This window comes from Halobacillus sp. K22 (genome assembly GCF_052246795.1).
Classification (GTDB): Bacteria; Bacillota; Bacilli; order Bacillales; family Halobacillaceae; genus Halobacillus.
The window spans coordinates 76,675-92,566 of sequence record NZ_JBQQCN010000014.1; the positions used below are offsets into that span (position 1 = coordinate 76,675).

Here is a 15,892-nt window from a genome sequence, read left to right on the forward strand (position 1 = left end):
TACATAAAAAAGGTCTGAACCTAGAGGTCAGACCTTTTTTCAACTGTGCTATTCGGACGATACCAGTCCATCATCTGTCGAGTGTCTTGCTGCTCTAAATAAAAACAGCGCGCGACAGCTCCACCGACACCGGATTTCAAAGTTACACGAATACTTCCCAGATCCACCCGCTTTTGAAGGATTGTCTGAGTAACCTCGGCAGACTGGATTCGTTTCCTTTTCATAACAAACGTCTGCTTATTAATGAAGCGGCTCTTCAATGCTAATTGCTGGTCAGACAGGTTCCATCCTGCATCTTTAAAGGCTAATAAACCAATACCTGTAAAAGCCAAAGCCGCGACAATAGCGAGCAGTCCATATGGAAACAGGAATATACTGAGCGGAATGACAGCTGCCCAGGCGAACCAGGAATGACGGAGGATATAGCGCCGCTTTGATCTAGCTGGCGGCCGATTCCATTCTACGTCCAGATCATAATCGCTGATCATCCGATGCAATACCTCTTCGATTTCTTTCTTTTTAATCAGTGGAAGAAGCCGAAGCTGATGCTCGGCACCTTGCTGCATGGCTCCACCTGCGCTGACCAGGGTGACCGACGCATAGCCAAGCGGCTGACGGATTAAATTTTCATCAATTCTAAGGCCTTGAATTCGGTTTAATGGAATGGTCATTTGTTTTTTCTCAAGCCATCCCCGTGTAATCACCAGGTCATCCGCATCAAGAAAAACGCTGAAGTTGGCGTAGCGGAAGATGGTAAGAAGGATCGATATGCCATAGGCAATCAACAAGATGACGAATGCAGCAAACGCGACCACGAGCACCCCGATGCGAAGCCAGGCGAGGACTTCACTGTAAATCGTACCTAGCGGAAGAACCTCAGTGAGCTGGGAGGCAAACACGCCTACCCCCGATAGCACGACCCCAGCTCCTCCTGAAGTAATGGCCATTACAATAAGGTCTCTCATTTGCATCTCATATACTTTTTCCCTGCTGGAGACCATACGTTCTTCTTCTACATCTTCTTCATCTGTCGTACGCTTGTTCTTTTCCCTCGATATAATGGCTTCTAATTCATCTGCATCTTCGCGCTTGATCGCCGTCAGCTCAGCTTCCGCCTTCTGAAGATCACTTGACCCGGCTGTTTCAATAGATACCTTCACCAAGTTAAAAGGCCGGTGAAAAATTCCCTCTGAGAAGTCTAAACTTTGAATGCGATGAAAAGGAATATATCGCTTTTTTCGCAGGATTAATCCATGCTCAATCCGCAGTTCTCCCTGCTCGACCCGATAGGTGAAGCGTAGCCAGCGGATCACCCCTCCGCCTAAGACTAATAACAGAAAACCAATCGTTATTAGAAAAGGGATCCATTCTACTTCCCCGCTGAATATATTTCCGTTCAGGAAGATAAGCGCGATAATCGGAAGGACAGCATCCTTTAATCCTTTCACAAAATTAATAACCGCAGATACTGGATGAAGACGTTTTGGTTCATACATCATCCTCAGCCACCCTTGCTAAAGAGGATATCGAACGCCTAAGTTCCTCAGCCTCCTGTTCATCAAGAGCAGGAATTTTATGTACCGTAGCTGCTGTGGAGATACTAATCGTTGATAGACGATACTTTCTAAGTAACGGTCCCTGCTCCGTATCCACATGCTGAACACGAACCATAGGCACCAATGTTCTTTGAATAATAAAAATTCCGTGCTGGAGCTCGATATCCTGTTCGGTCACTTCATAGCGCCAGCGTTTCCACCTCAGGTCAGGTATTAACCAAACCGAGAGAATCAACTCAATTAAAATAATGCTAGCCGCAATTGCGAGCAGCCACTCTGGCCAGTTCCAAAAATATACGGCTCCTCCGACTGCTATACTGACAAGCAGTGTAATGCCAGCCTGAATGGCTCCGTAAATCCGCCATAAAGACAAAGCTCGCTCAGAAATGCGCTGAGCCGGTTCTCTCCACATAAACATACCTCCTCGATCCGTCTATCCTAGATACGAAATATTGAATCCAAAAGTTTCGTATCCTTTTAAAAAACCAGACACGACAAGCATGTCATATCTGGCTTCTGTGAAATCTATTCACCTTTTGACAATTCTCTTGACTTCTTCGTACAAGCTTCCATTGCCTGAATAATTGAACTGCGCATGCCGGAATGCTCAAGTTCTGTCACTCCTGCAATCGTTACACCGCCAGGAGTGCATACAGCATCTTTCAACTCACCTGGATGTCTGCCTGTTTCTTTAACCATCTTCGCTGCCCCCTGAACGGCCTGAGAGGCAATTTTATAAGCTTTATCTCTAGGAAAGCCCTGCTGGACCGCTGTGTCAGCCATCGCTTCAATAAACATGTAAACAAAGGCTGGAGAAGAACCGCTGATCGCAGGAACTGCATCCATTAGTTTTTCTTCAATAATTTCTGCTTCCCCGAAGCTTTCAAAGACTTCCATTACATCCGCTAGTTCTTCGTCTGTAATGAAATCATTAGGGCATAACACGCTCATTCCTGCTCCAACAAGAGAAGGAGTGTTTGGCATCGAACGGATTACCTTCACGTTACGGCCGAATGCTTCTTTGATTGCATCCAGTGTAATTCCCGCTGCAATCGTAACAATAACGGTGTCCGGAGGAACTTCATCCTTGATTTCCTGAATAACTCCATGATAAATGTAAGGTTTAATTGCTAGAAATAATAAATCGCTTTCACGCGCTAGCTGCTTGTTGTCGTTTGATATGTGAATTCCATATTCGTCAGAGACGAAGTCGATGGTTTCATCCGAGAGAGCTGTTGCTGCTATGTTTTCTGCTTTCATCAATTTAGCATCAATCATTCCCTGGATCATAGCCTGCCCCATCTGGCCGCAGCCAATAAATCCAATTTTTTTATCCACCGGGCATTCCTCCTTATTCTCTCCATTGTATAGGATATTTTCTTACATAACAATTGTCGATCCAATTCGATTGAATTTCTGTAAAGAACTAGTAAATATTTCATGTTTTCCAGGGAAAAGGTTTACAAATGCGGTCAAGTTACCTATAATTATAATTGTATTCTTCATATCATAGCGAACGACCCAAAATATCATAGCTGCTACGAGAAAAGCCGAGCTGCCTTAAGCTCGGCTTTTTTCGTGGTTCACAGCACTCTCTCCTGCTTTAACAGCCTGCAACAATTTCTTCACTTCTTTCTTGCTGCTCCGTGAAACCATAATATAGAGAGTATCTCCTGCTTTAATCTCCGTTTGACCATATGGAGTGATCACATCTCCTTCTCTAATGATGGCATTAATCAAGGCACGGTCAGGCAATTCGATATTCTCAAGTGTCTGCCCTACCACCTGGTTACGTTCCATTACATCAAATTCCATTAATTCCACATTCGCTTTCCCGATTGAAATCAATTCTAGAGAATGAATTGGATTAGTGAGCTTATCTGAAACCAGTTTAAAACGCTCCGCTACCCATGTAATCGACGATCCCTGGAAGAGCGTGGACGTCAGAACTGTAAAAAAGACCACATTAAAGATCAACTGACTGTTCTCTACTCCGGCAAGCATCGGAAATATTGCCAGGACGATGGGAACTGCTCCTCTCAGTCCGGCCCATGAAAGAAATAGTTTCTCCTTTATACTAAAAGAGAAAAAGGCGAGACTGATAAATGTAGCCAACGGACGGGCAACTAAGATCAGAGAAAGAGCTATAAGCAGACCATCGATCATGACCGATAGAGTAAAGACGTCGGTTGGAAAAACAAACAGCCCTAGAATAATAAACATCACAATTTGAGCCATCCAGCCGAACCCTTCATGGAAACGCAGAATCGAGTACCGATAAGCTAACTCTGCATTACCTATCAACACGGCAGCTACATATACAGCTAACAATCCGCTCGCCTGCACAAGTGAACTCGCACTATATGCTAAAAAAGCAAATCCGAGTGCAAATAAAGGATACAACCCACTCGAATCCAGATTAATACGGTTCAAACTGAAACTTCCGACATACCCTACGAGAACCCCAATGAGCAGTCCAGCTCCCATCTGCCAGAAGAATGAACCGATCATTTGAAGAATTTCCGCTTCTCCCGTTGTTAAAACTTGAATGAACGCAATGGTTAAAAATACAGCCATAGGATCATTGGTTCCCGATTCGGCTTCGAGTGTAGCCTCCAGTTTGTCTCTTACATTTTTTCCTTTTAAAACCGCAAACACAGCCGCCGCATCCGTGGATCCAATGATCGCACCGAGCAGCATGGCTTCTACCCAGCCTAAGCCCAATATGTACCTTGCTGCTACCCCTACCAGCCCTGTGGTAAGTAGCACACCGACAGTTGCAAGCGTCACCGACGGGCCAATTACTGGCTGTATATTTTTCCATTTCGTCTGCATTCCGCCTTCAAATAAAATAATGATCAAGGCAAATACACCGACCAGCTGTGCCACTTCTGCATTATCAAAATAAATTAACCCGAGCCCATCGCTCCCCACAAGCATTCCTACGGCAATAAACAAGACAAGAGAAGGTACCCCTAGTCTTGTTGAGAACTTGGTTACGAGAATACTGGTAATTAATAATAAAGCCACTAGCATAATAAACTTGTCCGATTCAAGCAGTTCCTGTATCATTGTTAATCTCCTTTATTCCATTACATCTATCGTTCATTATAGCAATACACTACCTCCGTTCCCTACTAATTCACCTTATTTGAACTACCCCACTTACTCGATGAAGCTCCTTGAAGTAGGGTGATTCCTAAGAGCACAAACCTAACGGTTCGTTCAAATGATTAGGCTAGCCCCGTCGCCCCGACGGTTGGAAGGATCCTTTGAATCTCCTTCAATATATTGAAGCTCGCATTTAGATCGCGGTTGTGGTGGCTGCCGCAATTCGGGCAATCCCACGTTCGAACAGCGAGATTCTTCACCTCACCGTTCTGGTATCCACAAAAGGAACACAATTGCGAACTCGCAAAAATTTTCGATACGGGTATCAATTGTTTTCCGTACCATTCTGCTTTGTATTCGAGCATAGACGTGAACATCGACCAGCTCGCATCACTAATCGATTTGGATAGTTTTCGGTTTTTGAGCATATTGGAAATTTGGAGATTTTCTACCCCGATCACATCGTGGTTTTTGATGATTTCGGTAGAAATCTTATGCAGATAATCTTTGCGGGAGTTCGTAATCTTTTCGTGGAGTCTGGCTACTTTAATCCGTTGCTTATGCCAATTCGAAGATCCCTTTTCCCTTCGGGAAAGGATACGTTGAGCTTTTGCTAGTTTCTTTTCTGTCTTACGTAGGTATCGTGGGTTTTCATAGGTGGTGCCATTCGAGAAAACAGCGAAGTCTTTCAATCCGAGATCAATACCCACAGAGGAGTTGGTTTTAGGAAGTCTCTCGACTTTTGTATCAACAAGGAATTTTGCAGAGCTGTACTATCAACTTCTTTTAACCATTGGAAATCTTGTTTGATTTGTGTCAGTTGTTTATTGCATTTTGCATAAGACAAACCTTTACCAGAACGTTTGTAAGCATTGTTCCACTCGGAGAGGAAATGATTAAACACAAAACGTGAACATCCGATGGATTTAGCAATTAACGTTGTTTGTTCTTTACTAGGATAAATGCGAAATTTATAAGCTTTGTGCGTCACCATTTCCACCTCTATACAGGAACATATGTTCTCGTTTTAGTATAGCATATAGCCTTAAGAATAGAAAACGAAAACCTTCGCCTGAAGGCGACGGCATTCATCTCCCTCTTACCACCGGTCTTCGACACAGTGCTTGAAGAGGGAGGCTTCTGCCGATAAATGCTAAACAAACAGCCTCTGCCATGCAGAAGCTGTTCGCTTATTTTCTCTCATACAAATCTTCAGGTACCGATTGCAGCAATGGACTAATCTCTTCTCCCGTATAAAATAAATCCAATTCGTGCATCGCTCTAGTTGCTGCTGTATATAATAGTTTCCGTTCTTCCTCTTTATAATAGGTCTTACGAGATACTTCGGGTAATATCACGGCATCAAATTCAATTCCTTTGGCTAAATATCCAGGAAGAACAAGAATACCTTTTTCGAAGGATTGTGATTCTTTATAGATTAAGCGGGTAGATAAATGATCCTCCACGCGGGCATGCAAATCTATAGCCTCTTGTTTCGTCCGCGTCAGAAGAGCAATGGTTTCATGACCTTCATCCTGCCGTGTTTGGATAGTTTCCAGGATAGCTTTCATGAGCTCTTCCGAATTGGCTTTCTTATGGACACGCGGCTTCTGTCCCTCTCGATTGAATGCTTCAATCTTCTCGCCTTCAGGCAGAATGCTCTTCGTAAATTCCACAATTGGCTTAGTTGAACGATAACTCCGCATTAAATACAAATGTTCCACCTTCAGGTCTTCTTCTCTCTCTTCCCCTTCTTCTAATAAACTCGGAGCTTTGGTATAAAGGTTATGAATCGCCTGGTTATAATCGCCGAGCAAATTGAAGCGAGCATTAGGGAATAAATTCCTTATAAATTCAATTTGAAACGGAGAATAATCCTGCGCTTCATCAATAAATAGATGACGGATAACGGTGTTTACACTCCTGCCCTCGATCTGATCCTGTAAGTATAGGTAAGGTGTAATATCTTCTGCATACAGGTATTTCTTGTTCAGCGCTTTTTTTGTATCGCGGCCAATATCCTTCCATTCCTTTTCACTCATCGTGTCAGGAACGGGGGCCACATCAAAAAACTGCTCATACAACCTTCTCATCTGAATAAACTTCAGCTGTTCTACTTTTTTTCTTAAAGGCCGCATTTTTCTTTCCACGATTCTTTTTGCAAGCAGCTGCTGCTCCCGTTCAAAATCATCGAAAGTATCTTCGTTGAATTCCTTATTCTCTTCAAGCTCCTTAAATGTTTCCACGTATTCATGCTTGGCTAAAAAAGCAGCTTCTTCGACTGGCCAATCTTTCTTTTGTTCTGCTAACTGAAGAGCTTCCAGTTTATCCAGCAGCCACACTTTGACGCTTTCTATCCGGTTGGGAATACGCCCTGTTAATTTGTAAAAGTATTGGTGAATCTCTTTTGCGCTTACGATTGTCTGACCTCGAAAGGTGATATTCCTAAACTTCATCCCTTTCTCGGTTAATCCCTTCACATATCCATCCAGAAGGTTTTTATAATCCAATGCTGCTTTGAAACGAATTGCCGTTACCCTGCTTTCAAGCCCCTGGCTGTCTTGATCAGACAGCAGATACTCCAGCTGTTCAAATGGACTTTCCAGCTTAAAATCCCGATCCAGCCGTTCAGCCGCATACTCCTGAAATGTGGTCTGCCGCATGTTATCCTCACCAAGTTCAGGAAGAACCGAAGCCACATAACTGATAAACATATGGTTTGGTGAAAATAACAGAATCTGATCTGCACTTATAGACGTTCTGTATCGATAGAGCAGATAAGCAATGCGCTGCATAGCTGCGGATGTCTTTCCGCTTCCAGCTGCGCCCTGAACAATCAGCATTTTATTCTTGTCATAGCGTATAATTTGATTTTGTTCTTTTTGAATTGTAGCTACTATACTTTTCATTTGGGAGCTGGCATTTCCGCCAAGAACGTGCTGCAGCAGCTCATCTCCAATCGTGAGTCCTGTATCAAACATTCCCTGAAGAGAGCCGCGGCGGATGATGAATTGCCTTTTCAGTTCCATCTCCCCTGTCACTTCACCCTCAGGGGTTTCATAATGAACAGGGCCGGGAGCATAATCGTAATACATACTCGACACTGGCGCCCGCCAATCATAAATCAGAAAGTTTTCCTTGTTCTTATCCATCAATGAACCAATACCTATATAAATCGACTCTATCTCACCGTTTTCTTCCTGGAAGTCAATTCTTCCGAAATAAGGAGAGTCCTCCTGACGCCCATACAGCTTTACCAGTTTATGAAACTGTCCGTAGCTTCTCTCCCTCTCTGACAATAGTTCAGCCTGCTGTTTAATACTTGCGTATGTTTCAATTACATCGTCGGGTTCATCCATATTGACGGTAACATCATCCCAAAACCCCTGTCGCAGTTCGATAATATCTCCCATCAATTCTTTATTGTCTTCGATTATTTTCTGCTTTTTTTCACCCAGAATCTGTTTAACATCCTCTATTCTTTTCTGTTCCTGCTGCCATTCATAATGGTTTTCATCCATCTTATCCACTCCTATCCTTTGCACAAAAAAACTATTGTCAGCAGCCAAAGAACCCTTACTTATGATTGCTGTATTAGAAAAGCTTCCGTTACTGTAAGACCCAGTTTCGAGATAATCGGGGCCCGTTACGTTAAATTGAGAAGGGCTGGCGGGGAAATAACTCGCTTTCCTGTGGGGAAACTGGCAAGCCTCCTTAGTCGCTATCGCTCCTTGTGGGGTCTCGCCTAGCTTCTTCTCCCACGGGAGTCTCGCTATTTCCCCACCAACCCGAGATGATTTTGAATCACGGACCCTGCTATAGGAGGTAGAAGTCATTCTGAATCTGCCTCAAAATGCTTGTATAATAGGATTCCTACAGTTATACCCACGTAAACCCCGGTGAGGATCCTAGGTTATACTTGTTCATTGGAAGGCGTTTATGCAGAGGATTCCGAGCTCTCAATAATCGCAAAGGGGCGGAAGGGAACGGCGAAGACTCCTGCGGGTTGAACATGATCGGTGAGATCCCGCAGGGCTGTTAAGCCCGAGGAAGCTCACCACAAGGGATGTTCGACTAAAATTGCCACGTCCTGTGGCAACGTCGAACGACCCTGCGTCGTGCAGGGCCGCGGAAAGCGAGCCCTGCACTGGAGCCCCTTTCTCCACTCAATATCTCGAATCTGAGTTTTCCACAATCCGGCCCTATTGTGTAATATGCGGATTAATACAGAGGTTTGTGCTAATCCTCGGCGTCATATATGATTAAATATTCATTTCATTTATTTTCCAGACAGCTTATTAAATAATTCTACTACTCCCTTACCTCTAGTACAATCGAAATTTAGTACAGGCACAATCAAAAGAGCCAGGTAAAGATTAGCCTTTACCTGGCTCTTTTTTAATTCACGATCTCTTCTGGTGTGGCTTCACTGAAGAACTGTTTCATCGCGTGAAAAACATCTGCTTTTCTTCTTAAAATGTAATGACGGAACTTAGGGTGGTCAATCCCTTTGTAAGCCTGCATCAAACTAGATGATCGATTGTACTGGTTTACTTCTCCATATCCAAACATCTGAGAAACTTCCAGCAGCTCTTCAATCAAAGCTAAGCAACGCTTATTGTCTGATGTTAAATTATCCCCATCTGAAAAGTGGAACGGGTAAATGTTATAGCGATCCGGTGAATATTTAGTTTCAATTAATTCGAGAGCTTTCCGGTAGGCCGACGAACAAATCGTTCCTCCGCTTTCGCCCTTAGAAAAGAAATCTTCTTCCTTAACCACTTTTGCTTGCGTATGATGTGCTACGAATTCTACATCCACAGTCTCATAATTTTTGTTTAAGAATCGGTTCATCCAGAAAAAGAAACTTCTGGCCATGTACTTTTCCCACTGACCCATGGAACCACTTGTATCCATCATCGCAATTACAACTGCTTTTGATTCCGGCTTCGTTTTTTCGTTCCAGGTTTTATAGCGTATATCCTCTGGAAAGATAGGGTTAAACGAAGCTTCGCCTCCAAGGGCATTACGTTTGTAAGCTTCCAGCATCGTCCTCTTCTTATCAATATTGCCTGTTAAACCTGTTTTACGTATATCACTAAACTCAATGTCCGTTTGAATAATGTTATCCTTCTCTTTTTCATCCAGGTTCGGCAGCGTCAGTTCTTTGAAAAATGCCTCCTCGAGCTCTGCCAGCGAAATTTCAGCTTCATAGAAATCTTCTCCAGCTTGATCGCCGGCACCATCACCTTGACCAGGCTTTCCTTTGGATTGCGGCTCCTGTGCTACCACATCACCGATTTCACTATCACCATCGCCTTGTCCTGCATGCTTATTCTTCTCATAATTGTAACGGATTTTATATTCATCAAGCGAACGTATTGGTATCTTGACGACACGTCTCCCATTCGACATTACAATGTTCTCTTCGGTAATCAAATCCGGCAGTTGTTTATTCATTGCATCTTTAACTTTTTCCTGGTGTCGCCTCTGATCGTCGTAGCCTTTCCGATGGAGGGACCAGTCGTCTTCGGCGATTACGAAACTCTTCTCTTCATCCATGTTTTTCTCCCTCCTAACCGAGTATTACTCTATCGTATGCAGGTCCATCGAAATGGATGAAACATAATAAAATATGTGTGAATTTTTTGATTATTTGGCCTGGCCTTACGATATGCTCCAAAACAAAAAAGCCATGCACAGAAGCTGTACAAGGCTTTTTACGTCATGCAGGGGTTGTATAAAGTTTTTTAGAAATGAGTGTTTGAATCACGAGAAAGGCCCCTCCTGCCGCCCAATAGAGAGGAAGAGCTGACGGAGAGGAAATCGATATGAACAAAATCATAACGGGAGATAACAGTCCCATCCACTTCATCTGCTTCCGCTGCTCTTCTGGCATTCCAATAAGAGACACTCTATACTGGATGAAATAAAGAATCCCGGCAATGATCGCCATGGTTAGATCTGTCTGCCCCAAATCGAACCACAAAAAGGAATGGGTTGCGATTTCTTCCGAGCTTCGGATGGCATAATAGATTCCCGCAAAGATTGGGATCTGCAAGATGATAGGCAGGCACCCCATATTTAGCGGGTTAATTTCATTTTTCCTGTATAGCTCCATCATTTTAGTCTGGATATTTTTCTTCTCTTGCTGACTGGATGCTTGTTTTAACCGACTTTGAAGATCATTTATTTCAGGTTTCACAGCATCCATTTTCCCACGCATGTCCTGACTATTTTTAAACGTCTTTAACATGAACGGCATAATAATTATTCTAAGCACGAGGGTAATTATTATGATCGCGATGCCATAATTTTCACCGAATAGCTCAGCAATAAAGGTAATGGCTTCGATGAAGGGCTGAACGAAATATTGGCTAAAGAATCCGCCTCCGCTCCCTGATTCTTTCGGTACGCAACCCGTTAAAAATATACTGCTGATCAAAAATAAGCTTATCCATTTTTTCAAGTTTAGTCCTCCTCTTTATTCGTATCTTTAAGCACGAACAAAGAGGAAGTGATCGTCGTCTCCATCGTCATCTTTTCTGGCAACCGTCCGTTGAATCCAATGAACTAAATCATCAGTGATAAAAACAGACGTTTCTTGAAGAGAGCATGCCTTACTATCCTCCTGAAACAGAACATCACGTGAATGCAGCCATAAAAAATTTCCCGAAACCATATGAGTCCACATGGCTTCAAAAGCTATGCCGGCAAGCAAAGTAATATATAAAGACAAAAACAATAAATCGAATGATCCATCAAATAATTCTATTATCATTGCCATAATTTCAATCCCTTTTAATACTTAGTACGTTAAACATACGTCTATCCTAACATGAAAGTTTCAATTTATCATAAAAAACCCGCCGGGAGTCGTTCCCGGCGGGTTTAATGATTATCCTTCTAGCAATAGGTCATAAGGATCTTCAATCATTTCTTTAATTCTCTTCAAGAACTGTACAGCTTCTTTACCATCCACGATCCGGTGATCGTATGAAAGAGCTATATACATCATAGGGCGAGCCTGGATTGTATCATCCGGCATAACCTTCGGACGCTTTTCAATGTTATGCAGTCCTAGAATACCGACTTGCGGAGAATTCAAGATCGGTGTTGAAAGCATGGATCCGAAAATACCTCCATTTGTAATGGTAAAGGAACCACCCTGCAGATCTTCCAGCTGCAATTCTTTATTACGGGCTTTCGTTGCTACGTCAGCAATTCCTTTTTCAATTCCTGCGAAATCCAGACGATCCGCATCGCGGACAACGGGCACAACAAGACCTTCATCCGTAGATACAGCCATGCCGATATCATAGAATTTCTTCATGACAATTTCATTGCCCTGAATTTCTGCGTTGATTAGAGGGAACTCTTTTAGTGCTCCTACAACAGCCTTCGTAAAGAAAGACATGAATCCTAGTTTGATATCGTGCTTCTTCTGGAAGGATTCTTTACGCTGACTTCTAAGGTTCATCACATTCGTCATATCGACTTCATTGAACGTGGTAAGCATCGCGGAAGTTTGCTGTACCTCTACGAGACGCTTCGCGATCGTCTGACGGCGGCGGGACATTTTAACTCGTTCCACCGGCTTTTCAAACTCAGTTTTTTCACTTTTCTGCTCTGATTTTTTCTCTTTTTTAGGAGCTTCTTTTTTATCTTCTTTCTTAGCTTCCTGCTTTTGTTCCTGCTTGCCTCCGCCTTGAGCTGCTTCTTCTACATCTTCCGGACGGATGCGGCCAAGTGGATCTCTCGCAGAAATCTCACTCAAGTTAATTCCAAGTTCACGCGCTCGTTTACGAGCCGCTGGAGTAGCGATGACTTCTTTTTTATCCTCATCACTTGAGCCTTGATCCTTGTCGGCTTTAGACTCTTCTTGTTGTTTGGACTCTTTTGTTTCTTGCTGTTGGTCTTGGTCTTCCTGAGCTTGTTTGTTCTCCTCAGAAGCTTCTTGTTCCTCTTCTTCACTGGAAGATTCTTCTTCCGAACTTCCGCCGGCTTCCCCGTTTTCATCAACTTTAGCGATAACGTCCCCTACTTCTACGTCATCTCCAGCTTCTTTTAGAAGTTCCGAAATAACACCGCTTGCGTCAGCGTTTACTTCGACGTTTACTTTATCTGTCTCGAGTTCAAGGATAGGATCACCTTTCTCAACCTGATCTCCTTTTTGAACAAGCCATTCGGCAATCGTACCTTCTGTAATGGATTCAGCTAATTCAGGAACTTTAATTTCCTTCATTTGATTTTCCTCCTTTAGACATCTGTAGCGCTTCATGAATTATACGATTTTGCTCGGTCTTATGAATATTTGGTTCACCTACAGAAGGCGACGCACGAGGTGGTCTTCCTACGTAACGGTGAATCTGACTGCCTGTAAGCAGTTTGTGCAAGATTCCTTCTACAAAGTACCAGCTGCCCATGTTCTGAGGTTCTTCCTGAACCCAAACGAGTTCCTCTAAATTCGGATACGTTTCAAGAATTTCTTTTAGACTTTGTTTTGGAAATGGATAGATTTGCTCAATACGGACGGCATCGATTGTTTCAAAAGAATGATCTTCTGCTTTTTCCACCGTATCTTCTATATCAACCATAATTTTCCCGCTTCCTAGAAGCAAGGTTTTCACTTTTTCTTTAGCTTTATCATCTTCTTTAGTTAGTCCCGGCTGTCTCATGATTGGTTGGAACTTACCTTCACTAAAGTAGTGACCTTCAACCGCCACTCTTTGATTACGAAGTAGACTTTTTGGTGTCATTAATACAAGCGGACGTTCTTCCTCTTCCGTGCTGATGGCAGCTTGTCTTCTCAATAAATGAAAATATTGAGAAGAAGAGGTCACGTTGCCTACCGTCCAGTTGTTCTCTGCAGCTAATTGAAGAAAACGTTCCAGCCTGGCACTGGAGTGTTCCGGTCCTTGTCCTTCATACCCATGAGGAAGGAGGAATACCATATTGGATTGTTCGCCCCATTTCGCTCGGCCGGCCGCTATGAATTGATCAAAAATAACCTGTCCTGCATTGGCGAAGTCTCCAAATTGAGCTTCCCAAAGGACGAGAGTTTCCGGAGCTTGAACGCTGTAACCATATTCAAAACCAAGTACCCCAGCCTCGGAAAGCGGACTGTTATGAATATCGAACGACGCATTTGCCTGCTCTAAGCCGTGGAGCGGACAGTAGGTTTCTCCCGTTTCTACATCATGAAGGACCATATGGCGGTGTGCAAACGTTCCGCGCTCTGTATCCTGACCTGTAAGACGAATCGGTCTTCCATCTTCCAGTATTGATGCAAAAGCAAGGGCTTCTGCAGTAGCCCAGTCCACTTTTTGTCCATCTTCAAGCATTTTACTTCGGCGCTGAAGAATTTTTTCCAGTTTCTTAAATCCATTAAATCCTTCTGGACGTTTAAGCATTCCTTCATTCAATGAGCGCAGACGATCTATATCAACCGCAGTCTCAATTTCGTCCAGTGTTCGTTCAACACCGCTTGGGCGATCTTTCACGTCAGGAGTGGTTGTTTCATGTTCGCTCATGTTGTTGTAAACATCACGTAATTCATTTTCAATCTCATTTTTCATATCCTCAAGCGTGCCTTCTTCAACGACGGATTCTTTACGAAGCTGCTCTTCATAAATCGAAGCCACAGTTGCATGCTCATCAATCTCTTTGTAGAGACGAGGTTGAGTAGCGCGCGGTTCATCCATTTCATTATGGCCGAAACGGCGATAACCCACCAAGTCAATTAAGATGTCTTTATGGAAGGTCTGACGATATTCATAAGCAAGGGCCATTGCTGACATACACGCGAGAGGATCATCCGCATTTACGTGTACGACAGGGATTTCAAATCCTTTAGCGAGGTCACTTGCGTAACGGGTGGAGCGCCCTTTTTCCCGATTAGTTGTGAAGCCGACCAGGTTATTGGCAATAATATGAAGCGTGCCGCCTGTTCGGTATCCGGGCAGATCGCTCATATTCAAGGTTTCAGCTACGACTCCTTCTCCGATAAACGCAGCATCTCCATGAATGAGCAAACCAAACGCTTCATCTTCATCCATCTCTGCATATCCAGGATTAGAGCGGTCGTCTTGAGCTGCTCTCGTGAAGCCTTCCACTACAGGATTTACGTATTCAAGGTGGGAAGGGTTGTGACTCAATGTCACTCGGGTTGCTGACTGCTCGCCATTCCCGATTTCTCTCCGTGCTCCGAAGTGATACTTCACATCTCCGGTCCAGCCATAGTTGATCCCTGTAGAGCCTTCAGAAGGGATCAGCTCCTTATCAGGAGAATGATGGAATTCAGAGAAAATTCGATCGTAAGGCTTTCCTAGAGTGTGAGCGAGCACATTTAAGCGCCCTCTGTGTGCCATACCCATCATAATATTTTTGATCTTATCGTTAGAAGCCGACTGAATCATGTGATCAAGCATCGGAACCATAACGTCCAGACCCTCGATAGAGAAACGTTTCTGTGCAACGAATGTCTTAGCCAGGAAGTTTTCGAAACCTTCCACTTGGGCTAAACGCCGCAGAAGCTGTTTCTTTTCTTCATTGGAAAAAGAGACATGGAAGGAACCAGTATCGACCTTGTCGAGGAGCCATTTCCGCTCTTCTTCATTATTCACATGCCCGAATTCAAAAGAAATGGTACCTGCATATTTTTCTTTTAAAGTCTTGACGACCTGCAGGGCATTATCCAGTCGCAGCGGTGAGTCGGGCCACACCCACTTAGCCGGAATGTTCTCTAAGTCCTTTTCAGTAAGACCATAGGTTTCAATATCCAGTAGATTGGTGCTAGGACGCTCATCACTTCCTACGGCATAAATATTAGCCCGCAGATGCCCATGACGACGAATAGCCTCAACAAGTTTCAGTGCTGAGGTGACCTTTGTGATATCTACTTCTGATGTATGAGAAGCACTGGTGCTTTGTGTGTCCCCCTCTTTCATCCATTGAGGTGCCCCGTGCTCATCGAATACCTCTTTTAAAGAAGGGTCGACAGCTTCAGGGTCTTCTTCGTATAATTCATACTGTTCTTCGACATAGCCCATATTGGGGCCATGGAAATTTTCCCAGAATCTTTCATTGGAGCCTAAATTAGACACGTGTAATACCCCCAAGTAGTTGTTGGATGTAATTAATTTCTTCGTAAACGTTTCCAAGTCCAAATACCATTATAGAATTGAAACGCATAAGTATTCAACAAATTTCGGTTATTTTTTCAA

General features: G+C 43.5%; 10 protein-coding genes and 1 pseudogene. All 11 read right to left on the bottom strand.

Annotated features, from left to right (window positions below; all coding sequences use genetic code 11):
- Positions 1-20: 20 nt before the first annotated feature.
- On the bottom strand, positions 21-1,499 hold the full coding sequence (locus ACTWPM_RS11625; protein ID WP_443133206.1) for a PH domain-containing protein: 1,479 nt from the start codon (positions 1,497-1,499) through the stop codon (positions 21-23).
- Positions 1,489-1,968, bottom strand: a complete 480-nt coding sequence (locus ACTWPM_RS11630; protein ID WP_443133207.1) for a PH domain-containing protein — start codon at positions 1,966-1,968, stop codon at positions 1,489-1,491. Before ACTWPM_RS11630 ends, ACTWPM_RS11625 begins: the two co-directional genes overlap by 11 nt.
- Positions 1,969-2,081: 113 nt before the next feature.
- Entirely contained in the window at positions 2,082-2,894 is an 813-nt protein-coding gene (gene proC / locus ACTWPM_RS11635; protein ID WP_443133208.1) for a pyrroline-5-carboxylate reductase, read from the bottom strand.
- Positions 2,895-3,116: 222 nt separating this feature from the next.
- Positions 3,117-4,628: a potassium/proton antiporter gene (locus ACTWPM_RS11640; RefSeq protein WP_443133209.1), complete on the bottom strand. Its 1,512-nt coding sequence runs from the start codon at positions 4,626-4,628 to the stop codon at positions 3,117-3,119.
- 161 nt (positions 4,629-4,789) lie between these two features.
- Positions 4,790-5,661, bottom strand: a pseudogene (locus ACTWPM_RS11645) (RNA-guided endonuclease TnpB family protein).
- Between the two features lie 196 nt (positions 5,662-5,857).
- Positions 5,858-8,188 (bottom strand): RNA polymerase recycling motor HelD, encoded by a 2,331-nt coding sequence (gene helD, locus ACTWPM_RS11650; RefSeq protein WP_443133210.1) that lies wholly within the window; start codon positions 8,186-8,188, stop codon positions 5,858-5,860.
- Between the two features lie 877 nt (positions 8,189-9,065).
- Entirely contained in the window at positions 9,066-10,229 is a 1,164-nt protein-coding gene (gene yhbH, locus ACTWPM_RS11655; protein ID WP_443133211.1) for a sporulation protein YhbH, read from the bottom strand.
- Positions 10,230-10,392: 163 nt separating this feature from the next.
- Positions 10,393-11,136, bottom strand: coding sequence for a membrane protein insertase YidC (gene yidC, locus ACTWPM_RS11660; protein ID WP_443133212.1), 744 nt, complete (start codon positions 11,134-11,136; stop codon positions 10,393-10,395).
- Between the two features lie 27 nt (positions 11,137-11,163).
- The gene (locus ACTWPM_RS11665) at positions 11,164-11,454 is read right to left on the bottom strand and encodes a hypothetical protein (RefSeq protein WP_443133213.1); all 291 of its coding nucleotides are present in this window, start codon (positions 11,452-11,454) and stop codon (positions 11,164-11,166) included.
- Positions 11,455-11,565: 111 nt separating this feature from the next.
- A complete protein-coding gene (odhB, locus tag ACTWPM_RS11670; RefSeq protein ID WP_443133214.1) occupies positions 11,566-12,912 on the bottom strand; it encodes a 2-oxoglutarate dehydrogenase complex dihydrolipoyllysine-residue succinyltransferase in 1,347 nt (448 codons plus the stop codon).
- The gene (locus tag ACTWPM_RS11675) at positions 12,899-15,718 is read right to left on the bottom strand and encodes a 2-oxoglutarate dehydrogenase E1 component (protein ID WP_443133235.1); all 2,820 of its coding nucleotides are present in this window, start codon (positions 15,716-15,718) and stop codon (positions 12,899-12,901) included. The genes odhB and ACTWPM_RS11675 overlap by 14 nt, the downstream gene beginning before the upstream one ends.
- Positions 15,719-15,892: the final 174 nt, after the last annotated feature.

Excerpts from the sequence above, each read along its gene's own strand:
- ACTWPM_RS11625 (WP_443133206.1), bottom strand. The coding sequence starts at position 1,499 with ATGATGTATGAACCAAAACGTCTTCATCCAGTATCTGCGGTTATTAAT.
- ACTWPM_RS11630 (WP_443133207.1), bottom strand. The coding sequence starts at position 1,968 with ATGTGGAGAGAACCGGCTCAGCGCATTTCTGAGCGAGCTTTGTCTTTA.
- ACTWPM_RS11640 (WP_443133209.1), bottom strand. The coding sequence starts at position 4,628 with ATGATACAGGAACTGCTTGAATCGGACAAGTTTATTATGCTAGTGGCT.
- helD (WP_443133210.1), bottom strand. The coding sequence starts at position 8,188 with ATGGATGAAAACCATTATGAATGGCAGCAGGAACAGAAAAGAATAGAG.
- yhbH (WP_443133211.1), bottom strand. The coding sequence starts at position 10,229 with ATGGATGAAGAGAAGAGTTTCGTAATCGCCGAAGACGACTGGTCCCTC.
- ACTWPM_RS11665 (WP_443133213.1), bottom strand. The coding sequence starts at position 11,454 with ATGGCAATGATAATAGAATTATTTGATGGATCATTCGATTTATTGTTT.
- odhB (WP_443133214.1), bottom strand. The coding sequence starts at position 12,912 with ATGAAGGAAATTAAAGTTCCTGAATTAGCTGAATCCATTACAGAAGGT.
- ACTWPM_RS11675 (WP_443133235.1), bottom strand. The coding sequence starts at position 15,718 with ATGGGCTATGTCGAAGAACAGTATGAATTATACGAAGAAGACCCTGAA.